Genomic DNA, 23,395 nt, shown 5'->3' on the forward strand with positions numbered 1-23,395 from the left:
AGCGCCCGCGTGCGGACGCCCCCGGCCGCGGCTCGACTCAGCTGTGCGTCGGCACCGTCGGCAGGTGGGGCTGCTGACAGCAGCAGCACGAGGTGCTGCTGCACGAGCACGCCGCCGCCGAGGCGCCGGTCTCCGGCAGCGCGACGGCGTCGCGCATCGCGGTGACGGCCAGGTCGCCGAGGTCGAGTTCCGAGTCGTCGAAGGTCAGGTCCATCGGTCACGTCCTTTCTGGGGGAGGTGCGGTGGCGCCGGTCGGCGCGCCGCGTCGGTGGTGCCGGTCGACCCGCCCGTGATCGTCCCCGGCCCCGTCGCGGCGACCGGAGCACCGCGCGCGTGGCGTTGCGGTACTCCGAATCGGGATCCTGCGGGGTCATCGGGTGCCTCTCCGCGGTGCGGGTGCCGGACCGCACGCTTTCACCTGCCGGTATACGTCCGGTATGCGCCGCGGTGGTCGATGGGTTCCGCCGGGTGGCTCCCCGCCGCGCACCCGTCGCCACGACCTACCGTGTGCGGTGACTGATAGGGGTTGGACGTGGGGAGATCCGGGGTGTCGACCTGTTCGACGTCGCGTGTGCAGCAGGAGATCGACATCAGGCTGTTAGCCGGGCCCGCCGTGAGCGGGCCGGAGAAGACCGGGGTCGTGCCCGGAGGGGTGAAGTCGCGGACGTTGTTGGCCGCGTTGGCGTTGGACGCGGGTTCGGCCGTGTCCACCGAACGCCTGATGGACTACTTGTGGGAATGGGAGCCGCCGCGCAGCGCGCTCAAGAACCTCCAGCTGTACGCCTCACGGCTGCGCCGCTGCCTGGACGCCGCGAACGCGGGCTTCTCGCGCCTGCTGGTCCACGTCGGCCACGGCTACCGGCTGGACGTGCCACCCGAGGCGGTGGACGTGCTCAACGCGGGCGGGCTGCTCCGCTGCGGCGTGGACTGCCTGCGGCGGGGCGATCCGCACGGCGCCGTCACCTCGCTGACCGCCGCGCTGTCGGGGTGGCCGGTCGACGGCCTGGCCGGGCTGGTGCCCTCCGGTCCGGCCACGGCGGTGACGGCGTTGTGGCGGGAACGCCGGATCGCCGCCGTGGAACACCTGGCGACCGCCAAGGTCGCGCTCGGCGCGTGGGAGGAGGCGGTCGACCTCCTGGTGCCGCACGCGTCCGCCCACCCGACCCGGGAGTCGTTGCAGGTGCTGCTGATGCGGGCGTTGGCCCACCTGGGCGACCGCGTGGGCGCGATCGACACCTACCGCCGGCTGTGCCGGGTGCTCGACGCGGACCTGGGCATCCGGCCCGGCCGTGAGGCGCGTGCGGTGTTCGAGGGGTTGCTGAGCAACGCTTAGCGCCGTGACCGGCAACCTGCGCCGCGTCTTCCGGCGCTCGGCAGGGCGCCTCGCGGCACCGGCCCACGCCCACAGCCGACCAGGATGAGGACGCGGGCCCGGCACCGCGATCCACCCGTCCGACCGTCGGAACACGGGGCAAGGGCTGCCGGCCACGGCACTAGCGCCGCCGGGTGTTCCCGGGCCTCTCGGTGATGGCGCCGGTGATCGTCTCCTTGATCGCGAGCGCGGCGCCGGACCGGGCCCACTCGGTGAAGTCGAACGGCCGCACGTCCAGCTCGATCAGGTCCGGGTCGTCCTCGTAGGTGTCCTCGATCCCGTCGTGCACCAGCGGGGACGACACCTCGTACAGCGGCAGGCCGTCGCCGGTGAGCAGCACCTTCTGCGGGTCGATGACGTTGGCGACGGTGCCGATGAGCACGCCCAGCGCGTAGCCGGCCTCGTCGAACACCTGCCGGGCCTGCGGGTCGCCGGCGCGGACCCGGTCGAGGGCCTCGTCGTAGCTCGGGTGGCCGGTCAGCCGCCGCAGCACGACGTGCGTCATCAGGTAGCTGGAGATGCAGCCGCGCCGGCCGCAGCCGCACTGCGGCCCGTTGGCGCCGACCAGGGTGTGGCTGAAGTGGGGCGGCAGGCCGTGCGACCCGGCGACGAGCCTGCCGTCCACGATCAGCCCGGTGCCGACGCCCGCGCCGACGGTGATCACCGCCAGCGACCGCAGCCCCGCGCCGGGGCCGAACCAGTGCTGGGCCGCGGTGAGCGCCTGCACGTCGTTGTCCACCGCGGTGGGCACGCGGGTCGCGGTGGACACCGCCGCCTTGAGCGGGACGTCGGTCCAGCGCAGGAACTCGTCGCGGGCCACCAGGCCGTCGAGCACGATCCCGCCCAGCGTCACGCCGATGCCGGTGATGCCCGGGAACCGGCGCGCCACGGCGGCGATCTGCGCGACCACCTCGTCCGGGTCGCGGGAGCGCAACGGCTCCTCGGCCGTCGCGACGGTGGTGGCGGTCAGGTCGGTGACCGCGGTGAAGAGCCGTTCGGCGGTCAGCTTCACGCCGAGGAACCGGTGGGCCGCGCCGCGCACGTGCAGCATCTCCGACGGGCGGCCGGCCGAGGCGCGCGGTCTCGTGTCGCCCTCGACGAGCAGTCCCTGCGCCACCAACGACCTGGTCACCCGGGTGAGGGTCGGTCGGGACAGGCGCAGGCGCGCGGCGATCTCGGCCCGCGACAGCGGCCCGTGGATCAACACCTCCAGCAGGACGTCGCGCGTCACCTCGGGCAGCTTCGGCCAGGAGGACGTGGCGAGGCGGGTGGCGGCGTCGGAGATCACCGCTCGACCATAGCGGCGTTCTGGGATCGCTCCCAGTCGTCGACCCATCGGACGATTACCCAGCGCGATGTTGCGCTGGTCGGATCTTGACGTCCTGACAGCGTTGACCGTAGCTTGGTCCCATAAGTTCCGCTCAGAAACTAATGACGTGCCAGTCGGACGTCACTGAGCGAGAGATTCTCTGGGAGCGCTCCCAGCCCGCCGGAGCGCGGGAACGTCGACTCAATGAGGTGTCGAGGAGCCATGAGAAGCAGAATCGCCATGATCGCAGCCGCGTTGCTCGTCGGCGCGGGCTTCGGGCTGACGGTGCTGCCGCAGGCCCAGGCCGCGGTCGGCCTGCACATCAGCGGCACGAAGATCGTCGAGGCCAACGGGCAGCCGTTCGTGATGCGCGGCGTCAACCACCCGCACGTCTGGTTCACCGGTCGGACGAACTCGTTCGCCGACGTGAAGGCGTTGGGCGCCAACACGGTCCGGGTCGTGCTGGGCACGGGCAAGCGGTGGGGCCCGTCCACGGACGTGCCCGCCGTGATCGACCTGTGCAAGCGCAACCGGATGATCTGCGTGCTGGAGGTGCACGACACCACCGGGTACGGCGAGGAAGCCGCGGCGGCGTCGCTGGACGAGGCGGCGGACTACTGGATCAGCCAGAAGAACGCCCTGGTCGGCCAGGAGGACTACGTCGTCATCAACATCGGCAACGAGCCGATCGGCAACGTCGACGCCGCGCAGTGGACCGACGCGACCGCCGACGCGATCAAGGAGCTGCGCGCCAACGGCTTCCAGCACCTGCTGATGGTCGACGGGCCGAACTGGGGCCAGGACTGGCAGTACGTGATGCGGGACAACGCCCAGAAGGTCCTCGACGCCGACAGCGCGCGCAACACCGTGCTGTCCATCCACATGTACTCGGTGTTCAACACCGCCTCCGGCATCACCGACTACCTCAACCGCTTCCAGGCCAACGGGTGGCCGCTGGTCATCGGCGAGTTCGGCTGGCAGTTCAAGAGCGGTGAGGTCGACCACGAGACGATCCTGAGCGAGTCGCAGCGGCGAGGGCTCGGCTACCTGGCCTGGTCCTGGAGCGGCAACTCCGACCCGATCCTGGACATGGCCACCGACTTCGACCCGGCCCGGCTCACCACCTGGGGTCAGCGCATCTTCAACGGGGCCGACGGAATCAAGGCCACGGCCAAGGAAGCGTCGATCTTCGGCGGCACCCCGCCGACGAGCACCACCACCACCACCACCACGACCACCACCACCACTACGACCACCACCACCACCACGCCCGGTGGCGGACTCGCCTGCACCGCGACCTACCGGGTCGCCAACCAGTGGCCGGGCGGCTTCCAAGGCGAGGTCCGGGTCACGGCGGGCACGTCGGCCATCAAGGGCTGGACCGTCACCTGGACGTTCGCCGACGGGCAGAGGGTCACCAACGCCTGGAACGCCTCGGTCACCAGCAGCGGGTCGACCGTGACGGCCCGCGACGCGAGCTACAACGGCAACCTCGGCGCGGGCGCGAGCGCCTCGTTCGGGTTCACGGCCTCGTCGGGCAGCGCGAACAGCGCGCCGACGGCGTCCTGCACCGCGAGCTGACCCTTCGACCTACCGGGTGCGCGGACGTGCCGGCGTCCGCGCACCCGGTGGCTCACTCGAACCGGATCGACTCCGCGCGCGGGTACTTCCGGCCGGGCGGCGGCACCGGTGACCCGGTGAACGACACCGGTGTGCCGGTGGGCAGCATGGCGAGGCCGGTGGGCAGGTCGTCGCGGGAGGCGTACCACGAGCTGCCGCGGCTGTCGGTGATGAACCCGTGCGGCTGCCCCGGCTTCCACCCGGTCACGGTGCCGCGACGGCGACCGCGCGGCGTGCCCGCGGGCGAGGCCACGACCTCGGTGGACCGCACGAACGGGCGGCTCAACGGGTAGCCGAGGCGGTCTGCGGGCGCGAACAGGTCGTCGAACGCGGGCGTCGAGGTCGCCGCGGCCCGCAGGGGCGCCGCCGTGCGCGGGGTCCAGGCGGGTTGCAGCTCAGGAGCCGACCGGTCGTCCACGACCGGCACCACCACCCCGATGCCGCGACCGGTCAGCCGGGTGGCCAGCGGCGTGAAGTCGGCGTCGCCGGTGATCAGCACGACCCAGTCCAACGGCGCGGTGGTCGCGAGCTCCCACGCCTCGAGTGCGAAGTGGACGTCGACGCCCTTCTCCTTGCCGCCGTGCAGCGGCAGGTCGTGCCGCGTGACCCCGGCGGCGGCCAGGGCAGCGTCGAACGCCGCCGCCGGTGTCTCGATGCGCCCGCGCACGTAGTGCGCCTCGTGGACCACGCAGTCGTCGAGGGCGGCGCCGGTCCGGGTGTGGAGGTGCCAGCGCACGGCGTCGTGCAGCCCGGCCAGCGAGATCCGCGCCCGACGCGGATGCGCGGTGGCGTAGAAATCGCTCAGGTAAGCGAACCACGTCCCGTCGTAGAACACCCCGATGCGCACGATCTCCCCTGCTGGTTTGGGTCGTCACCCGAAGGGATACACCATGGCCGTGACCACACCGGAACCCGACCCCGCCGCGGCGGAACCGGACTTCGCCGACGAGCACTCGCGCCCGACCTACGCCGACGAGCAGGCTGGGTCCGCCAACACCACACCGGACGAGTCGACGCCCGAGGGCACGGCCGGCGCCGGCGGGATGGACCCGGACTAGCGGACCTCCTCCGCGTCACCGTGCGCGTCGGGTCCGCGAACGCGTCCCACCGCGATGTGCACCACCACCTCATCCCGGACCGGCCGTGCCACCGTCCCAGGCGCTTCCGCCGCCGGGGCGCGATCCGGAGACCGGAGCCCTTCGGGCTCACCCGGCTCACACGCCCGGTGCACCGAGCCGCCTTCACCGAACCTCACAGGTGTGGCGACCCGGTGGAGCGGGCACTCGGACGGGCGGTACCCCGACTCCGAGGAGGCCTTGGTGTCCCCAAGCCGATTATTCGCCCTGCTGGTCGTCCTGCTCCTCACCCCGACCACCCTCGCCGCGGCCACACCCGCCGTCCCGACCGCCGCCGAGGCGTCCCAGATCCGGTACCACCCCGGCGACACGGCCCCCGAGCACGGACCGAACTCGTTCGTGATCACCGTCGACGACTGCCCGCCGTTGCGGCACATCGACTACAAGTGGGGCTCCACCTACGGCAAGCTCACCGCGCCGTGCGACGAGCCGAAGACCGTCTCCCTCGCACCGCTGGGCGCCACCGAGCACGCACTCCAGTGGCGCACCTGCTCGACCACCCTGTGGCGCTACCCACCACGCCTGCACACCGTCTGCGGTGACTACCACTACGACGTGGTCCTCACGGACTGACCGCACCGTCCCGGTGGACCGCCGTCCACCGGGACCCGCGGTCACGGCGGGGTGGTCGCGTGGTCGGTCGGTGAGGACGCCAGGCGGCGGTGGTGGAAGCGGGCGATGGCGGCGATGCCCGTCAGCGATACGGCGGCGCTCGTCACCAAGGCGATCACCGTGCCGCGGCCGGCGCCCTGGGTCTCGTCCAGCAGCACCATCCCGATCCACGCCGCGACGATCGGGTTCACGACCGTCTGGCCGGCCACGACGAGGTCCGCCGGACCGCTCGCGTACCCCAGCTGGATCAGCGCCGCGCCGACCAGGAAAGCCAGCGCCAGCCCGGTGAACGACACCCACGACAGCCGCGGCAGCGAGGTCGTCACGTCCCGCACCAGCACGGCCACCAGCCCGTACGCCGCGCCCGCGCCGGCGGCCAGCGCCAGGGCACGTGCCGTTCCGCTCCGGAACGCGCCGACCACGACGAACGCGCACACCGCGGCGGCGACCACCTGACCGGCCCGCAGCACCGTCGCCGGCTCCACGTCCGTCGTCACGGCGGACCGCGCGGCGATCGCGACGAACGTGGCCACCCCGCCCGTCGCCGCCATCACGGCCACCGCGAACCCCCGCGTCACGTGCCGGACCCCGATCGCCGCGATGATCGGCAGCGACATGACGGCGAGCGGCGCGACGACCGTCACCGGCGCCATCGCGAGGGCCAGGATCTGCAGCACCGCGGCGACGAACAGCACCGCGAACCCGAGCAGCCACCGCCGGTTGCCCGCCAGCCGGGTGAACCGGCGCACGGTGAGGTCGCCGACGTCCCGGACGCCCGCGTGCTGGAGCGCGGCGCCGACCGCGCTCAGCACCGCACCTGCCAGCGCGCACAGGATCGCGATCCCCACCTCACCAGAGTAGGTGCCGTCGGGGTCACGCGCGGTGACGCCAAGTCCACCAACGGTCGCTGTCCCGAGCGCTCCCGCTGCCACTACCGTCGAGATCCTGGAGGGAGCGCACCATGACCTTCGCGCGTCGACTGGGTGCGGCCGTGCTGGCGGCCGGTCTCGCGTTCACCGCGGCCGGGCCGGTCTCCGGCGAAACCGCCGGGCCCGCCCTCGCCGGGCCCGCCCTCGCCGGGGAACGGCTGGACCGGGGCGCGGCCACGCGTCCGGGCACCGTCACCGGGTGGCACGTCGACACCGCGACCGGAACCCTGGTGGTCTCGGTGCACGGCGCCGCGACCGGGGTCGCCGAGTGGGCACGCGGGCTCGGCGCGGGCGCGATCACCGTCGAGCACGTCGCCGAAGCGCCCCGCCCGGTGTGGGACCTCATCGGCGGGCAAGCGATCCACAGCGGCAGCACGCGGTGCACCTTGGGCTTCAACGCCCGCTCGGGCGCCACCCGCTACATCCTGTCCGCCGGCCACTGCGTCGGCGCGGGCAGCGAGTGGCACGGCGTCGGCGGCTACATCGGCCCGAGCGCCGGTTCGTCGTTCCCGACCAACGACTACGGGCTGATCCGCGTGACGTCGACCGCCGCGGCGTCCACGCCGCTGGTCGACCGGCACAGCAGCGGCCCGGACGTCACGATCAGCGGCGTCACGACCCCGCCCGTCGGCTCGTCGATCTGCTACTCCAGCCCGGCCTCGGGGTGGCGGTGCGGCAGCGTCACCGGGATCAACCACACGGTCTGCTACCCGCAGGGCTGCGTGGGCCAGCTCATCCGCGCCAACGCGTGCCCCGAGCCCGGCGCGTCCGGCGCGCCTGCCGTCACCAACCCCGGTTCGGGCACCGCGGTCCGCGCGGTCGGCCTGGTCTCCGGCGGGTCCGGCGACTGCTCCACCGGCGGGACGACGTGGATCCAGCCGATCGCCGAGCCGCTGTCGGCGTACGGCCTCACCCTCTACACGGGCTGAGCGCCCGAGCCCGACCAACTGTCAATAACGACCCACGATCGTCGGTGTCCGGTCGGCCACCGCATCCCCTAGCGTCCGCGACGCCATGCCGACGTCCACGTCTGGGGGTTTCCCGTGAGAGTCCGCCGTCTGCTGGTCCTCGCCGGCGCGCTGATGCTGCTCGCGCCGGTGCCGGCCCTCGCCGACCCACCCGGTACCGGGCAGCCGGGCGAGTACCGCCCGGTCCGCGGTCCGTCGGCGCCCGCCGAGCACCGGTTCCTCCAGAAAGCCGTCCGCGGCGACACCATCCCCCGGCACGCGCACGAACTCGCCGCCGCCCAGGCCGACCGGATCCCGGCCGCCGGCGCGCCGTGGCGGTCGATCGGCCCGACGAACATCGGCGGCCGGATCGTGAGCCTGGCGCTGGACCCGCGCCGACCCGACACCGTCTACGCCGCCGCCGCGAGCGGTGGGCTGTGGCGGTCCACCGACGCCGGGCGGACGTTCGCCACCGCGTGGCCGGACAACGGCACCCAGGCCATGGGCGCGGTGGCGGCGGCCGGTGACGGCACGCTGTACGTCGGCACCGGCGAGCCCAACCCGGGCGGCGGCAGCGTGACCTACGAGGGCACCGGCGTCTACCGCTCCACCGACGGCGGCACGTCGTGGCGCAACGTCGGCCTGCGCGACTCCGGCACGATCGGCGGCATCGCGATCGACCCCGCCGACCCCGACCGCCTGTTCGTCGCCGCCAACGGGTCCCTCTACAGCGCGGGCGGCGACCGTGGCGTGTACCTGTCCGCCGACGGCGGCGGCAGCTGGCGGCGCGTGCTCGACGTGCCGAACGAGTTCACCGGCGCGGTCGACGTGCAGATCGACCCGACCGACCCGAAGCGCGTTTACGCCGTGCTGTGGGACCACCGCCGCACCCCGGTGAAGCGGACCTACGGCGGCGTGGGCTCGGGCGTGCACCGCTCGACCGACGGCGGCCTGACCTGGCAGCGGCTCGCGGGCGGGCTGCCGCCGGCCGGTCCCGAGGTCGGCCGCATGGGCATCGGCGTCTCGGCGTCCGAACCGGGCAGGCTGTACGCCATCGTCAACAGCACCGCGGGCCCGTTCGCCGGCTTCTACACCTCGGCCGACGCCGGCGACAGCTGGACGCGGCTGCCCGAACCGGACCTGCTGAAGTCCTCGCAGTCGAGCTTCGGCTGGTGGTTCGGCAAGGTCTGGGTCGACCCGGACGACGCCCGGCACGTGCACGTCGCCGGCGTCCCGCTGATGACCACCAAGGACGGCGGCGCGACCTGGACCGCCGACGACGCCTCGATCCACGTCGACCACCACGCCATGGTCTGGGATCCCCGCTACCCGGCGCGGGCCTACCTGGGCAACGACGGCGGCGTGTACCGGTCGGACGCCGACGGCGACGGCGGCTGGGTCAAGGCCGAGCACGAGCCGTGGACCCAGTTCTACAGCGTGGCGATCAGCCCGCAGGACGTCACGCGCGTGTCCGGCGGCACCCAGGACAACGGCTCGCTGCGGTCGTGGGGCGGGCCGGCGTTCAACGAATACCTCGGCGGTGACGGCGAGGAGAACATCATCAACCCGCGCGACAAGGAGAACGTCTTCGCCTGCTACCAGTACGGCAACTGCTTCCGGTCCACCGACGGCGGCACGACGATGGCGTTCTTCACCCCGGCCACCACCGCGGACCGGCGCAACTGGTTCACCCCGGTGCAGTTCGACCCGTCGGACCCGCGAGTCCTGTACTACGGCGGCAACCGGCTCAACCGGTCGGCCGACAACGGGGTGACCTGGACGCCGATCAGCCCGGACCTGACCGGCGGACCGGGCCAGGACACCTACCCGTACGGCACCATCACCGCGGTCGCCGCCGCGCCGTCCGACCCGCGCACGATCTGGGCCGGCACCGACGACGGCAGGGTGTGGGTCACCCGCGACCTGGGCGTCACCTGGGCGAAGGTGCTCGACGGCCAACCGTGGGTGACCCGGATCGCGGTGTCCGAGCGCGACCCCGCCACGGCGTACGTGGCGCTGTCCGGCTACCGGTCCGGCTCCGACCAGCCGCACGTGCTGATGACCCGCTCGGCGGGCGCCCGGTGGACCGACGTCTCGGGCAACCTGCCGTCGGCGCCGGTGAACGACGTCGTGCTCGGTCGCGCCGGACAGCTGTACGTGGCCACGGACCAGGGCGTGTTCGTCGGCAACGCGCTCGCTCCCGGCCACTGGCTCCGGCTGGGCCACGGCATGCCGAGGGTCGCGGTCGACGACATCGAGTACGACGGCCGCAACCACCGGCTCGTGGCGGCCACGTTCGGCCGGGGGATCTACGAGACCACCGTGCCCTGATCACCCGCGGGACCGGGCGCCGCCGCGTCGACGTCACGCGGCGGCGCCCGAGCACCGGATCACGGGCTGACGCAGGTCATCTCGATCGGTGGATTGGCGTTCGGGCCGTTGGCCACGTAGCCGAACGTGGTCGACGCGCCGCTGCCCAGCGAGCCGTTGTACGGGGCGTTCCGCACCGACACGGCTCCGCTGGTCCCGGTGTTCACGCCGCCCCAGAGGTTGTTGACGGCGTGGCCGGACGGGAGGGTCAGGCGGACCGTCCAGCCGTTGAGCGACGCGGTGGAGGTGTTGGCCACCTTCACCTCGGCCTGGTAGCCGCCGCCCCACGAGTTGACCACGCGGTGGGTCGCCGCGCACGCCGCGCCACCGGGCTGGCTCGTGGTCGTGGTGGTGGTGCTCGTCGTCGTCGTGGTGGTCGTCCGGCTGGTGGTCGTCGTGGTCGTGGTGGGGTCGTCGATGCTGCCCGGGACGGACAACAGCGCGTTGTACCAGGCGGTGGCCATCTTCGAGTAGCCGCCGGCGTTGGGGTGCACGCCGTCGGCGAGGTCGGCGGTGGTCAGCGCGCGGTACATGTCGACCAGGTGCACCTTCTTGCCCGCGTTGACCTTGCTCTGCACCATCGAGGGGATCGTGGCGTTGAACGCGCGGACGTTCGCGTCGCGGCCCGACAGCGGCACGATCGTCGCGACGAACAGCTCCGCGTTCGGCGCCAGCGTGGTGATGCGGTCGACCAGGGTGGAGAGGCGTTGGGGCGCGCCGCCCGGGTTGCTGCCGTTCATGTCGTTCGTGCCGATGTGCAGCAGGATGGTGCGCGGCGCGTAGGTGCGCAGCCAGTTGGTGATGTTGCTGTCGATCTGGGCGATGGTCCAGCCCGAGTGGCCTTCGTGGTTGCGGTCGCCGAGGCTGGTCGGGCCGTTGGTCATCGACCCGACGAAGTCGACCGTGCGACCGCCGGCGACGAGCTTCTGCCACAGGTCGACGCGGTAGCCGCCGGGGACGTTGAAGCCGTCGGTGATCGAGTCGCCGAGCGGCATGACCTTCACGCCGCTGTCGGCCTGCGCGGTGCCGACGGCGAGGACCGCGGCGGCCACCAGGGTCAGGGCGGCGGCCGCGCTCGCGAGCAGGTGCCTTCGTTTCATGGACCGGACCTCCGGAGAAGGTGAACTCGGTGGGTGGTGACGCCGGCGGCGGTCGTCACGCGACAGAGCGATCGGTGTCGGTCGAGGGCGAACGAGGAGGGTTCGCCTGCGCACGGCACGCGTTCTTGGGTTTCATCGGGCAGCTTCCTCCACGACCAGGGCAAGGGCGGAGAGCGCGAAGGCTGCCCGGCGCCCGACATCGGTGTCCGGCTCTGAAACGTTCAGGAGTGTCCGTCGGAACATTCCGTTTGGCAAGGCAATCGAGACGCGCGCACGACCGGTCGCGATGCGTCGCGTGCGGCCGATTGCCGGTGCGCCCGCGCCCCGTCGCCGGCCGGGTCGGCGCGCGGCCGAACACCCGGATCGGCTGGGTGAACTGCGCGATCGGCCGCACGCCCGTGCCTCGGAACCGTTGCGGCAGAACGTCGGCGGCACGGTCGCGCGCCCACGTGCGCTGAGCCGTTCGGGCTAGTCGCCGGCTCGCGGCCGGGCCGCGAGATCGACGTCTCGTTTCGGGACTTTCAGCTCAATGGCCGATGGTGCGGGTCCACTCGAGCCACCAGGGCGCGATCTGCCGCGGTCGCGAGGTGATGGCGTCGCAGATCAGCGTGACCGCATCGGCCCCGACGAGTCCGGTGTAGACGCTCGTGGTGGTGAGGCCGCGATCGCGGCCTTTCAGGGCCAGGCCGCGGAACCAGGTGTCGAACGCGGCCTTCGCCGCGCGGTGGCCGCCCCAGCGAGCCGGCAGGGGCAGGCGGAGGTGCGCGGGGCAGACGTTGATCAGGTGGGCCGAGCCGCCGGTCCGCAGCGCGGGCAGCAGGCCGCGGATGAGCGTCGTCGGGCCGACGTAGTGGGTGTTGATCGTGTCCTGGAGGTCCCGGCAGGACGGCTGCCGCGGCGGCGTGCCCGCGGTGTGGATCACGATGTCGAGGCGGTCGTGCTCGTCGAGCAGCCGTTCGGCCAGCACGCGCATGGCGGCGGGCGTGGCCGGATCGGCGCGGTAGACCGAGACCTCGCCGATCGGCCGGTGGGCGGGGTGCGTGGCGACGAGGACCCGCGCGCCCGCGCGGGTCAGGTGACGCGTCGCGGCGTCGGTGACGTCGCTGGACGCCCCGGTGAGCAGGACGGTCTTGTCGCACACGGCGTGCCGGAGCCGGGCGTCGTTCATTCCGGGCCTTTCGCGAGTGACTCGGCCGGGCTCGTGCCGCGGTCGGGCACCCAGGCCAGCGCCAGCGCGCCGCCGGAGGCCGCGAGCAGGAAGCCGAGCAGGAACCCGCCGAGGTTGGCGCCGACCAGGCTGAGCAGGCCGGCGACGAGGGCCGCCACGCCCGCGAAGTGCCTGCGGGCCGGGTCGAGCAGCAGGGTCGCGCCCGCGACGACCAGCACGCCGCCGAGCAGCCAGCTCCCCGGTGCGGCGGCGCCGGCGAAGCGCAGCGCACCGGGCACTGCGCCGACCACGAGGACCAGCTCCAGCCCGGCGGCGGTGGTCAGCAATCCGGCGGAGAACGGGCAGGAACGCCGGAAGCGGGCGAAGCCGTTCACCGGCCCTGTCCGTCCGTTGTGGACGAACAGCCCCCGTCGCCCTCGTGGTAGCTCAGGTCGAGGTCCGCGACCGTGAACGTGCCGGCTGTGACCGAGCCCGCGCTGATCTCGAGGTCGGTGAGCGTGGTCCTGGCCGCCTGGTACCCCGGCGTGCCGCCCGCGTCCGCCAGCGGTCCGAGCAGGAGTCGGCTCACGTCCAGACCTCCGGTGATGCCGCGCACCTCCAGCACGAGGTCGGTCGTGCGCACGTGCGGCGCCCGCAGCACCGTCGTCACCCGACCCGCCACCGGCAGGTCGACCGTCACCGACTGGCACAGCCCGGTCAGCTCGGCGGCGGGCAGCCGCGCCAGCAGGGTGGGCACGCCGGGATCACCGGCCGAGGAGCCCGGCACGATCCGCAACCCGTCGGACTCCACCCGGTCCACCGTCACGGTGAAGGGGCTGCCGCTGGTGAACGACACCCCGATCACGCCCTCGGCGATGCCACCGAGGACCACCGCGCCGGCCACCACCGTCGGCACGAGCACGGCGGCCAACCGCGGCCGGCTCGTGCGACCTGTCGGACGATCACGCAGCTCCATCGACACTCCCTCGGCTCGCGCCTGTCGGGGCCGGGACACCGCGGTCCGCGACCATGATCCGCGTCGGCTCGGGTGACCGGCCGTTCCCCGGACGCGTGACCGGCGCCCACACCGCGTGGTCACGGCTGCTCGGACCGGTCGGGACGGAACACGGGCACCCGTCCGGGCGACGGCCGGCGCTCGGCCTGGACGGGGAGCGACTCCGGTCTCGACCAGTCCGCCGCACGGGCGGCGCGCACCGCGGCCGGCGTGTCCCGACCACGGCGGTACCACCACGCCAGGACCGCCCGCAGCGGCCGGGAGACCAACCCCGCGCCCAGTTCGGCGGGCAGGCACCACCACGGACCGAGGCTGTGCCGCCGCGTGCACACCGCCGCGCACACGGTCTGCGCCGCGTCCCGCACGTCCAACGCCGGCACCCGGCCCGTGGCCAGCAGCGGCGCGCTCATCCTGGTGTCCACCAGCCCGAGGTAGACCGGCACGACCCGGACGCCGTCACCGGCCACCTCGGGCGCCAGCGCGCGCAGCCACACGTCGAACGCCGCCTTGGACGCCTGGTAGCCACCCCACCGGGGGAACGGCGGCATCCGCGCGGCGAAGGTGGACACCGACACGATCCGGCCGCGCCCGGCCGCGCGCATGGCGGGCAGCAGTTCGAGCGTCAGCCGCAGCGGTCCGAGGTAGTTGACGTCGGTGAGCCGCCGGAAGTCGTGGAACCGCCGCCCGGACAGCTCGACCGAGCGCCGGATCGACTTGCCCGCGTTGTTGACCAGCACGTCGACCGGCCCGTGCTCGGCGAGGATCCGCTCGGCGACCTCGCGCACGGCGGTGAAGTCGGCGAGGTCGACGGGGTAGGCGTCGGCCCGCCCGCCGTGCGCCCGGATCTGTGCCACCAGCTCGTCGAGCAGGTGCGTCGACCGGGCCAGGACGAGCACGGTCGCGCCCGCGTCGGCCAACTGCCGCGCGGTCTGCCTGCCGACGCCGTGCGAGGCGCCGGTGACGACCACGACCCGGTCCCGCACCGCCCGGCGCAACCGGGCCGGGCGCACCCGTGACCGGGAGAAGAGCAGCCGCCCGATCAGCCGGCTCATGCGAACCGCAGCGCGTGGTGGTCGGCCGTGCGGGGCAGCGGGCGGTCGGGCGTCAACCGGACGCCGCCGACCTGCCGCAGTCCCTGGTCGAGCAACGCGGACAGCAGGGTGGCGCTGGTGAAGAGCACCAGGTGCTGCCCCGGGCACTCGGCCGGACCCCGGCTGAACGGCGCGAGCGACCAGTCCTCCGACGCCCGCCCGTCCAGCCACGCCTCCGGCTCGAACCGGTCCGCGTAGGGCAGGCGGTCGCCGTCGCGGTGGAAGTAGGAGCTGTAGTAGACGACCGCGGTCCCCTCCGGCACGGTGCTGCCGTCCGACCAGGTCGTGCGCCGGGTGGTGTCGCGCAGGATGGCCAGGGTCGTCGGCCACAGCCGCAACGACTCCCGCACGCACGCGCGCAGGTAGTCGTGGTCGGTGCGCGTCCGGTCCGGGTGCCCCGCCAGCAGGCCCAGCGCCAGGAAGGTGGCGATCGGGGCGGCGTCGAAGGCGAACAACCAGTGCTGGGCCTGCGCCTGCGGCAGGGTCCGCGTGGTCTGGGGCGCTTCGGCGACGCACGAGGCCAACCCGCCGGACCCCTCGTCGAGGTAGCGGAGCACCCGGTCCCACAACCGCTCCCGCAACGCGTCGCGCCGCGGGCGCAGCCGGAACCAGTTGGCGTCGGCCCGCAACGTGTCGAGCAGCGCGGTGAGCTGCTCGTCGTCCTTGGCGGCGTCGCCCAGGACCACCCGCCGCACGATCCGCCGGTAGGTGCGCACGAACTCGTCCCAGGTCAGCTCCGCCCCGCGGCCGGTCGTGCGGCCGATCAGGTCGGCGGCCTCGGCGCGGATGACGGCGTCGAAGGCCGGGCACAGGTGGTGGTCGGCTTTGGGGTAGTCGAGCACGGACTCGTTGAAGCGGCGGCGTTCCTCCCGGATCAGGCCGCGGGAGAGCAGCACCGCGCCGGGCTCGAAGTGGCCGAGGGTGGCGACCTTGTCCCGGCTGGCGGCCGTGAGCGAGACCGTGGTCCGCGCCAGCGCCTGCCGGGCGTCCTCGGGCGACAGCAGCAGCAACACCCGGCGGTGCAACACCTTGACCAGCAACGGTCCCGTGCCGTGCTTGTCGCGCAGCCGGCGCAGCAGGCGGCACGCCCAGTCGTTGGTGTCCCACCGGGCGGCCAGCCCGACCATGCGCCGCCGTCGCAGGATCGCGCCCTGGGCGAGCGTGGGCACGAGCACCAGGGCGCCGAGCGCGATCGTGTCCACGAGCGAGGCCCGTGCCGGTCGGCGCGCGGTCACGAGGAGATCCTTTCCGGACGGCGCAGGCCGAGGCGCAGGTGGATCAGCTCGGTGATGTCGGCGACCGTGCCGCCGGACCGGGCGAGCTCCAGGGGCGGTATCTCGACGTCGAACCGGCGGCGGGCGGAGACCAGCAGTTCGGCGGCCATCAGCGAGTCCATGCCGTAGTGGTCGATGCGGCGGTGGTGGTCGATGGCGGCCGGGTCCATCCGCAGCACCTCGCCGAGCAGCGAGATGACCTGCTCGGAGATGGTGGCCACCGCCTCCTCCGGCGCCATCCGGCCGAGTTGGCGGATCAGCTCGTCCTGGCGCTCGCCGCCGGCGACTTCGGATGGTCGGGCCAGCGCGCCGAACCGCGGCGTGCGCAGGGCGGGCACCAGGGCGCTGAACTTCGACCAGTTGAACCGGCCGACCCAGGCCACCGCGTGGTCCGCGGCCAGCAGTTCCCCCAACGCGTCGAACGCGTCCGCCGGTGTGATCGGGTCCATCCCGATCGCGGACATCGTGGCCTCGATGTTGTTGCGGGCGACGTAACCGGTCTCGCCGATGGCGCCCCACGCGATCGCCGTGCCCGGCAGGCCGAGGGCACGGCGTTGTCGCGCCAGGGCTTCCAGGAAGAGGTTCCCCGCCACGTAGGGCGCCTGCTGGTGGTTGCCGACGAGCGCCGCGCCCGACGAGTAGAGCGCGAACAGGTCCAGGTCGAGGTCCCTGGTCAGCTCGTCGAGCACGACCGCGCCACCGAGCTTCGGGCTGAGCACGGCGCGGAAGCGCTCGTCGTCCAGTTCGGTGAGCGGCGCGTCGTCCAGGTGCATCGCGGCGTGCACGACACCGCGCAGCGGTGGATCCAGTTCGGTGACGATCCGGCGCATGGCCTCCGGGTCGGCGGCGTCGGCGGCGTGCGCCGTGGCGTGCACCCCACATGCCGCCAGCTCGGCGAGCAGCACTGGCGCTTCGGGCGAGTCCGCACCGCGTCGACCGACGAGGGCGAGGTGCCGGGCGCCGCGTCCGGCCAGCCACCGCGCGGTGGCCGCGCCGAACCCGCCCAGCCCGCCGGTCACCAGGTAGGTCCCGCCGGGGTCGAGGGCGGGCGCCGCCGGGGCGCCCGTCACCGTCACCGGTTCGGCGCCGGGGTCGAAGGACACCACGACCTTGCCGACGTGCCAGGAGTGCTGGAGCTGCCGGAACGCCTCGCCGATCCGCCCGGCCGGGAAGACCGTGTGCGGCAACGGGCGGTAGGCCTGGCCGTCCATCGCCTCGGCGAGCAGCCGCTCGGCGACCACCGGGTCGGTCGACAGCGCGGACAGGTCGACGCCGAAGAAGGCCAGGTTGTTGACGAACGGGCGCAGCGGGAGGTCGTTGTCCTCGTACATGTCGCGCTTGCCGAGCTCGACGAACCGGCCGCCGGGGCGCAACAGCTCCAGGCTGCGGACGATCGCCGGACCGGCCAACGAGTTGAGCACGACGTCCACCCCGCGCCCGCCCGTCAGCCGGCGGACCTCGTCGGCGAAGTCCAGGCTGCGCGAGTCCAGCACGTGCTCGACGCCGAGGGTGTGCAGGAGGATCCGCTTGGCGCGGCTGCCCGCCGTGGCGATCACGGTGGCCCCGCGGGCCCGGGCGTACTGCAGGGCGGCCAGCCCGACACCGCCCGCGCCGCCGTGCACCAGCACCGTCTCGCCCGGCGCCAGCCGGGCCAGCCTGCCCAGGCCGTAGACGACGGTGCCGAACACGACCGGCATGGTCGCCGCCTCGGTGTCGGTCATCGACCCGGGCACCGGTATCAACGAGCGCGCCGGCGCGAGGACCTCGGAGGCGAGCGAGCCCGGCGCCAGCCCGGCCACCCGGTCGCCGACGGCGAACCGGGTCACGCCCTCGCCGACCGCCGTCACCACGCCCGCGCACTCCAGGCCGGGCGAGTGCAGACCGGTGAACTCGTAGCTCTCCGCCGGCAGGAACCCGGTGGCCTGCATGACGTCCCGGTAGTTCAGCGCGGCGGCCCGCACCGCGACCCGCACCTGGCCCGGCCCCGGCTCGGGACGGTCGACCGCACACCAGCCGAGTTCGTAGGACAAGCCGGGTGAGCGCACCTCCAGTTGGTACGCGGCGGGATCGGGCACCGTGGCGGGCAGATCGACCTCGCGCGGCGTGAACCGGCCGTGGGGCGTGAGCGCGATCTCGTCCTCCGCGCCCGGTGCGAGCAGCTCCCTGGCAAGCCTCTCCGCGGGATCGCCCGTGCGGGCGAGGGAGATTCGCCGCACCACGACGTCGGGGCACTCGTTGGCGACCACGCGAGCCACGCCCCAGACCGCCGCGTCGCCGGGCGCTTCGACCTCGGTCGGGATCGCGCCACAAGGCCGGGTCACCAGCCACACGGCGCCCGCGCCGGGTCGTCCGGCGATCGACCGCAGCAGCGCCGCGCACCGCGTGGTCCGGTCCAGGAGCGGCGTTCCCGGTTCACCGAGGATCAGCACGGGGTCGGTGCCGTCCGGCGTCCACGCCGCGGCCGGCACGACCCGCGGCTCGGGGCAGCCCGCCGAGCGCAGCAGCCGTGCGGTCCGCTCGCCCAGCGGCGTCTCGGCGTCGGTCTCGGGGAGCAACGTCCAGCGCAGGTCCGGATCGCCCGGCGCCAGCGCGGGCCGGTCGCGGTCGACGTGCGGCGCCGTGGCCATCAGCACCGAGAAGTCACGGCGCAGCCGCGTGGTCTCGGCGCCGGTCTGCACGACGTCGGTGAAACCGGTTCGGCGCAGCAGGTCCGGCCACCGGTCGTGGTCGAGCAGCACGGTGTCCGGCCGCAGCGCCCGGTCCTCGGCGTGCCAGAAGCTGTCCAACAGCCCGAAGACCGGCGCGAGCACGACGGGGTTGTGCGATTCGTGGGCGACCAGCCTGCCGCCGGGCGCCAGGAGCGCCGCGACGTTCGTCAGCGCCCGGGTCAGGTCCTTGGCCGTGTGCAGGGCGTTGGCGGCCAGCACGACGTCGAACGCGCCCTCGGCGAAACCCTGCTCGGCCGGCGGGCGGTCCAGGTCGAAGGTGCCGAACTCCACCCAGTCACGGCCCGCGAACCGCTGTTCGGCGCGGGAGGTGAAGTACGACGACACGTCGGTGAACGTGTAGCGGGTCCGGTCGGCGGGCAGCACGGGCAGCACCGCCGCGGTGAGCCCGCCGGTGCCCGCGCCGACCTCCAGGACCCGCAGCGGCCGGTCCGCCGGCCACCGCCGGACCACCTGCCGCAGCAACTCCTGGACCACCAGGTTGTGGAAGCGGCTGACCGGTCCGAGGTCGTAGAACTGGGCCAACAGCCGCTGGTTCTCGTCGGTGGCCAGCTGCTCCAACGGGTCCGCCTCGCCCCGGAGCAACCCGACCACGTGGTTGAAGGTGAGGGCGGTGAGTGTCTCGACGGCGGCCGACGGCACCTCGGCCAACACCTGGCGCAGGAGCTTGTCGGAGTCCGGAACGGTCCCGGAGAACCGCCACCGCCCCGGTGCCACCGGCCGCAGGAGACCCGCCGCCTCGGCCCGCGGCAGCAGCAGTTCCACGAATCGGAGGTGCTTGGTCGGCAGGCCCGAGGCCACCAGGTCACCGAGCGAGAACTCCACCGCCCCCGGCAGCGAGTCACGCACCGCTTCGACGATCCAGTGCGCCGCGAGCTCCACGTGCAGCTCGCCGGCGCGGGTCAGCCCGGCTTCGGAGGTCTCCCGGAGTTCCCCGAGCCTGGGCCGTGCGGCGGCCAGCAGCTCGTCCGCGCCGGGCAACGGGCTCGGCGGCGCCGGCTCGTCGTGGTGCGGGGCGGCGCGAAGTACGGTGTGCCCGCGCCGGACCCCGCTCCGTTCCGTCCCGCCCATCCGGCGCATCCGGGCGCCCTCGACCTCGACGGTCACCGTGCCGTCGGGGTCCAGCACGGTGATGTCCCAACAGGCCTCGTTGGAGGTGAGCATCCGTTCTCGGACGTGCACGAGGCCCTCGCTCGCCGGGGTGCGCCACACCCGCAGGGCGTCGAACGCGGCGGGCAGGAAGGCGTCTTCCCGGAGCCTCCGGGCGATGAGCGGCGCACCCGCCTGGAGGGCGCCGTCGAGCAGCACGGGGTGGAGCACGAAGTCGTCCGCCGGGCCGTCGTGCCGGTAGGAGGCGAGCACCCGGCCGTCACCGACGAGCAGTTCGGTGAGCACCTGGAACGCGGGGCCGTAGCCGAGGCCGAGCCCTTCCAGCTCGGCATACTGGTCGGCGCCGTCGACGCGGCGGCTCAGACCGGCGCGGAGGGCTTCGGGGTCCTGCGGTCCGGGCGCTCGGCCGATCAGCCGGCGGACCCGGCCGCGGACGTGCGCACGCGGATCCGGATCGGCGCCGTCGGTGCTGGTGATGGTCACGGTGCCGGCGCGCGGGTCGACCGAGACCTGCGTGTGCGCGCTCGACGCGTCGGGCCACGGCACGACCAGGGGTCGGCTGATCTCCAGGTGCCTGACCTCCACCGGGTGGCCGAGGGCCCGGTTGCCCGCGGCGAGAGCCATCTCCACGAACCCGGCGGCCGGCATCACCACCGAGCCCGCCAGCCGGTGGTCCACCAGCCACGGCACGAGCACCGGTTCCACCGGGCCCTGCCACAACGGCTGCGGCGACGGCAGGCGTTCGCCGAGCATCGGGTGGTGGACGCGGCCGTCGCCGCTGGTGCGCAGCCACTGCTCGGGAGTGCCTTCCCAGTGCCGCTCCCGTTGCCAGGGGTAGGCGGGCAGGTCGGTGACGCGGCCGAGGGTAGGGAAGTAGCGGTCGCGGTCGACCCGGCCGCCCGCGGCGAGCACGGTGGACACGGCGGCGCGGGTGGCGGCCGGGCCGTCGGCGTCGCGGCGCAGGGTCGGCACTACAGCGGTCGGGGTCTGCGGTCGTGCGGCGGTGAGCTTGCGCAAGTAGCCGCGCAGCACGGGGTGCGGGCCGATCTCGACCAGCACGTCCACCCCGTCGGCCAGGGCGTGCGTGACGGCGTCGGCGAAGCGGACCGGCTCGCGGACGTTGCGCCACCAGTAGTCCGCGTCCAGCTCGGCGCCGTCGATCACGGCGCCGGTGACGGTGGAGAACAGGGGGATGGTGGTGCCGGCCGGGCTCAGGCCGGAGAGCGCGGCGCACAGGGGTTCGCGGACCGGGTCCATCGCGGCGGTGTGGAAGGCGTAGTCCAGGCCGAGGTCGGCGCAGGCGACGTCGTGTGCTTCGAGGTCGGCGACCAGGGCCGCGACGGCGTCGGCAGGGCCTGCGACGGTGACGTCCTTGGGCGTGTTGATCCCGGCGATCTCCGCCGCCGGGTGCAGCCGGCGCAGGTCGTCGGCGGACAGCGGCACCGCGGCCATCCGGCCACCGGCGGTCGGGGCCTGGGCCCGGCTGCGTTCAGCGATCACCCAGGCGGCCTGGTCCAGCGGCAGCGCGCCGGCGGCCCAGGCGGCCGCCACCTCGCCGACGCTGTGGCCGAGCACGGCCGCGGGCACGATGCCGTTGGCGCGCAGGACCTCGGTCACGCCGACCTGGACGGCGAACAGCAGCGGCTGGGCGATCTCGGTGGCAGCCAGCTCGTCCGCCGTGACCGTGGTGAGGCGGTCCAGCACGGACCAGCCGAGGTACGCGGTGAGCGCGGTGTCCACCTGTTCCACGGCTACCCGGAAATCCTTGTCGGACAACAGGTCCACGCCCATCCCGGCCCACTGCGAGGCGTTGCCGGAGTAGGCGAACCCGATCCGGCCCTCGCCGACGGCCTCGACCGGCGTCGCGTCGGGCAGCAGGCGGGCGGCCTCCGCCGGTCCGGTGGCGAGCACCCCCCGGCGGTACCGGTGGTGGCCGCGGCGCACGCACGTCGTGTAGGCGAGGTCGTAGAAGTCCTCGGAGCGGCCGAGGTGGTCGACGAGGTCGGCGGTGGCCTGCTCCAGCGCTTCGGGTGAACTCGCCGACACCAGCACCGGACGCGGCTCGTCGCCCTGCGGCTCGACCGGCTCCGGCGCGGGCGGCGAGGCCAGCACGACGTGGGCGTTGGCGCCGCCGAAGCCGAAGGAGTTGACGCCGGCCACGATCCGGTCGTCGCCGGGGATCGGGCGCGGTGCGGTGACCACCGCCAGGCCGAGGCCGGTGAAGTCGATGTCCGGGTTGGGCGGATCGGCGTGCAGCGACGGCGGGATCAGCCGGTGCTGCAGCACCAGCACGGCCTTGAGCAGGCCGACGATGCCGGAGGCGGGTTCGAGGTGGCCGACGTTGGTCTTGACCGACCCGATCGGCAGCGGACCGGCGGTGCGGTGGCGTCCCAGCGCCCGGCCGATCGCAGTGCACTCGATCGGGTCACCCACGGGAGTGCCGGTGCCGTGCGCCTCGAAGTAGGCGATCTCGTCCGGGCGTACGCCGGCCCTGGCGTACACCGCGCGGAGCAACTCTTCCTGGGCGTCGGCGTTGGGCAGCGAAAGGCCCATGGTGCGGCCGTCGCTGTTGCTGCCGTTGGCGAGGACCACGGCGTGGATCCGGTCGCCGTCGGCCCGGGCGTCCGCGAGCCGCTTGAGCACGACCAACCCGCCGCCCTCGGCGCGCACGAACCCGTCGGCGTCGGCGGAGAACGCCGAGCAGCGGCCTGTCCTCGACAGCATCGAGGCCTGCGAGAAACCGACGTAGTGGTAGGGGCTGACCAACGCGTTCACCCCGCCGCACAAGGCCGTGCGGCTGGTGCCGTCCAGCACCGCCCGGCACGCCTGGTCGAACGCCACCAGCGACGAGGAGCAGGCGGTGTCCACGGCCATGCTCGGTCCGCGCAGGTCGAGGCAGTAGGAGATGCGGTTGGCGGCGATCGAGGACGCGGCGCCGGACATCGTGTAGGCGCTGATCCGGCGCGTGTCGACCATCTGCAGGGTGCCGTAGGCGTTGTCGGAGATGCCGACGAACACCGCCGTGTCGCTGCCGGCCAGGACCTCGCGCGCGATCCCGGCGTCGTCCAGCGCCTCGGCCGCCAGCTCCAGCAGCAACCGGTGCTGCGGGTCGATCTGCCCGGCCTCCTTCGGCGAGATGCCGAAGTGCGCCGCGTCGAACCCCGCGAGGTCGTCCAGGTACCCGCCCGCCGTGGTGTAGCCCTTGCCCGGTCGCGGCAGGTCCCGGTCGGTGAACCGGCCGAGGTCGAACCGGTCGGTCGGCGCCTCGCCGACCAGGTCCCGGCCGTCGACCAACGCCTGCCACAGCCCGCCGAGGTCGTCGATCCCGCCGGGCAGCCGACAGGCCGCACCCACGATGGCGACGGAGTGGTCCTCGTGATCGTTCGCAGTGTGCACGCCTCACCCTTCGCCGCCGCCGGCCCGGTCCGCCACCAGCCTTGCCGGCCGCTGCACGGCCCCGCCAACGCAGACCGCCAGGTTCACCCGGACCGGTGTTCGACGCGGACGGCGCTTCCGGCTGCCGTGCCGTCCACAGCGGACTGGCGGGCCGAGCGTGTCGCGTCGAGGTCTGCCCTACCCGACCGGGCGACCTCCGGTGGTGGGCCTGTGGTTCGGCCGTCTTCTCGTGCGCGTACGC

Annotated in this window: 17 protein-coding genes; 6 read left to right on the forward strand and 11 right to left on the reverse strand. The window is 73.7% G+C overall.

Translation table 11 applies throughout. From position 1 onward, the window contains the following. Positions 1–37 precede the first annotated feature (37 nt). Positions 38–214, reverse strand: a complete 177-nt coding sequence (locus AB0H12_RS25545; RefSeq protein ID WP_230568276.1) for a thiazolylpeptide-type bacteriocin — start codon at positions 212–214, stop codon at positions 38–40. 357 nt (positions 215–571) lie between these two features. On the opposite strand from AB0H12_RS25545, the gene AB0H12_RS25550 reads away from it, so the two are divergent. Then, positions 572–1,333 (forward strand): AfsR/SARP family transcriptional regulator, encoded by a 762-nt coding sequence (locus tag AB0H12_RS25550; protein WP_499625926.1) that lies wholly within the window; start codon positions 572–574, stop codon positions 1,331–1,333. 160 nt (positions 1,334–1,493) lie between these two features. On the opposite strand, the gene AB0H12_RS25555 is transcribed toward AB0H12_RS25550, so the two are convergent. Then, positions 1,494–2,660 carry an ROK family transcriptional regulator gene (locus tag AB0H12_RS25555; protein ID WP_499625929.1) on the reverse strand — a complete coding sequence of 389 codons (1,167 nt, stop codon included), beginning with the start codon at positions 2,658–2,660 and terminating at the stop codon, positions 1,494–1,496. Between the two features lie 243 nt (positions 2,661–2,903). Between AB0H12_RS25555 and AB0H12_RS25560 the strand changes: the two genes are divergently transcribed. Beyond that, positions 2,904–4,262, forward strand: coding sequence for a cellulase family glycosylhydrolase (locus AB0H12_RS25560; RefSeq protein ID WP_499625931.1), 1,359 nt, complete (start codon positions 2,904–2,906; stop codon positions 4,260–4,262). A gap of 52 nt (positions 4,263–4,314) precedes the next feature. On the opposite strand, the gene AB0H12_RS25565 is transcribed toward AB0H12_RS25560, so the two are convergent. Next, on the reverse strand, positions 4,315–5,148 hold the full coding sequence (locus AB0H12_RS25565; RefSeq protein ID WP_499625933.1) for an NYN domain-containing protein: 834 nt from the start codon (positions 5,146–5,148) through the stop codon (positions 4,315–4,317). Positions 5,149–5,197: 49 nt separating this feature from the next. On the opposite strand from AB0H12_RS25565, the gene AB0H12_RS25570 reads away from it, so the two are divergent. Both AB0H12_RS25570 and AB0H12_RS25575 read left to right on the forward strand, forming a co-directional pair. Next, positions 5,198–5,359, forward strand: coding sequence for a hypothetical protein (locus AB0H12_RS25570; RefSeq protein ID WP_499625935.1), 162 nt, complete (start codon positions 5,198–5,200; stop codon positions 5,357–5,359). A gap of 201 nt (positions 5,360–5,560) precedes the next feature. Then, entirely contained in the window at positions 5,561–6,010 is a 450-nt protein-coding gene (locus AB0H12_RS25575; protein WP_499625937.1) for a hypothetical protein, read from the forward strand. A gap of 41 nt (positions 6,011–6,051) precedes the next feature. Here AB0H12_RS25575 and AB0H12_RS25580 read toward each other — a convergent pair whose 3' ends face one another. Continuing rightward, on the reverse strand, positions 6,052–6,897 hold the full coding sequence (locus tag AB0H12_RS25580; protein WP_499625939.1) for a DMT family transporter: 846 nt from the start codon (positions 6,895–6,897) through the stop codon (positions 6,052–6,054). A gap of 113 nt (positions 6,898–7,010) precedes the next feature. On the opposite strand from AB0H12_RS25580, the gene AB0H12_RS25585 reads away from it, so the two are divergent. Together AB0H12_RS25585 and AB0H12_RS25590 are read left to right on the forward strand one after the other, a co-directional pair. Continuing rightward, positions 7,011–7,907, forward strand: coding sequence for a S1 family peptidase (locus AB0H12_RS25585; RefSeq protein WP_499625941.1), 897 nt, complete (start codon positions 7,011–7,013; stop codon positions 7,905–7,907). 114 nt (positions 7,908–8,021) lie between these two features. Beyond that, entirely contained in the window at positions 8,022–10,256 is a 2,235-nt protein-coding gene (locus AB0H12_RS25590) for a WD40/YVTN/BNR-like repeat-containing protein (RefSeq protein ID WP_499625943.1), read from the forward strand. A gap of 59 nt (positions 10,257–10,315) precedes the next feature. Here the strand turns inward: AB0H12_RS25590 and AB0H12_RS25595 are convergent, their stop codons facing one another. The 7 genes from AB0H12_RS25595 to AB0H12_RS25625 all read right to left on the reverse strand — a co-directional run bounded on the left by AB0H12_RS25595 (position 10,316) and on the right by AB0H12_RS25625 (position 23,154). Beyond that, a complete protein-coding gene (locus AB0H12_RS25595; protein ID WP_499625945.1) occupies positions 10,316–11,395 on the reverse strand; it encodes a cellulose binding domain-containing protein in 1,080 nt (359 codons plus the stop codon). A gap of 526 nt (positions 11,396–11,921) precedes the next feature. After that, positions 11,922–12,563 carry an SDR family NAD(P)-dependent oxidoreductase gene (locus AB0H12_RS25600; RefSeq protein WP_499625948.1) on the reverse strand — a complete coding sequence of 214 codons (642 nt, stop codon included), beginning with the start codon at positions 12,561–12,563 and terminating at the stop codon, positions 11,922–11,924. Beyond that, entirely contained in the window at positions 12,560–12,937 is a 378-nt protein-coding gene (locus AB0H12_RS25605) for a DUF6114 domain-containing protein (RefSeq protein WP_499625949.1), read from the reverse strand. Before AB0H12_RS25605 ends, AB0H12_RS25600 begins: the two co-directional genes overlap by 4 nt. Then, positions 12,934–13,518 (reverse strand): DUF6230 family protein, encoded by a 585-nt coding sequence (locus AB0H12_RS25610; protein WP_499625951.1) that lies wholly within the window; start codon positions 13,516–13,518, stop codon positions 12,934–12,936. Before AB0H12_RS25610 ends, AB0H12_RS25605 begins: the two co-directional genes overlap by 4 nt. A 119-nt stretch (positions 13,519–13,637) precedes the next feature. Further along, a complete protein-coding gene (locus tag AB0H12_RS25615) occupies positions 13,638–14,609 on the reverse strand; it encodes an SDR family NAD(P)-dependent oxidoreductase (protein WP_499625952.1) in 972 nt (323 codons plus the stop codon). Next, positions 14,606–15,883 carry a cytochrome P450 gene (locus AB0H12_RS25620; RefSeq protein ID WP_499625954.1) on the reverse strand — a complete coding sequence of 426 codons (1,278 nt, stop codon included), beginning with the start codon at positions 15,881–15,883 and terminating at the stop codon, positions 14,606–14,608. The genes AB0H12_RS25615 and AB0H12_RS25620 overlap by 4 nt, the downstream gene beginning before the upstream one ends. After that, positions 15,880–23,154, reverse strand: coding sequence for an SDR family NAD(P)-dependent oxidoreductase (locus AB0H12_RS25625; protein WP_499625956.1), 7,275 nt, complete (start codon positions 23,152–23,154; stop codon positions 15,880–15,882). Before AB0H12_RS25625 ends, AB0H12_RS25620 begins: the two co-directional genes overlap by 4 nt. Positions 23,155–23,395 lie beyond the last annotated feature (241 nt).

This window comes from Actinosynnema sp. NPDC023794 (assembly GCF_040639675.1).
In the GTDB taxonomy this organism is placed as follows: Bacteria; Actinomycetota; Actinomycetes; order Mycobacteriales; family Pseudonocardiaceae; genus Actinosynnema; species Actinosynnema luteola.

Excerpts from the sequence above, each read along its gene's own strand:
- AB0H12_RS25545 (WP_230568276.1), bottom strand. The coding sequence starts at position 214 with ATGGACCTGACCTTCGACGACTCGGAACTCGACCTCGGCGACCTGGCC.
- AB0H12_RS25560 (WP_499625931.1), top strand. The coding sequence starts at position 2,904 with ATGAGAAGCAGAATCGCCATGATCGCAGCCGCGTTGCTCGTCGGCGCG.
- AB0H12_RS25585 (WP_499625941.1), top strand. The coding sequence starts at position 7,011 with ATGACCTTCGCGCGTCGACTGGGTGCGGCCGTGCTGGCGGCCGGTCTC.
- AB0H12_RS25595 (WP_499625945.1), bottom strand. The coding sequence starts at position 11,395 with ATGAAACGAAGGCACCTGCTCGCGAGCGCGGCCGCCGCCCTGACCCTG.
- AB0H12_RS25600 (WP_499625948.1), bottom strand. The coding sequence starts at position 12,563 with ATGAACGACGCCCGGCTCCGGCACGCCGTGTGCGACAAGACCGTCCTG.
- AB0H12_RS25610 (WP_499625951.1), bottom strand. The coding sequence starts at position 13,518 with ATGGAGCTGCGTGATCGTCCGACAGGTCGCACGAGCCGGCCGCGGTTG.
- AB0H12_RS25615 (WP_499625952.1), bottom strand. The coding sequence starts at position 14,609 with ATGAGCCGGCTGATCGGGCGGCTGCTCTTCTCCCGGTCACGGGTGCGC.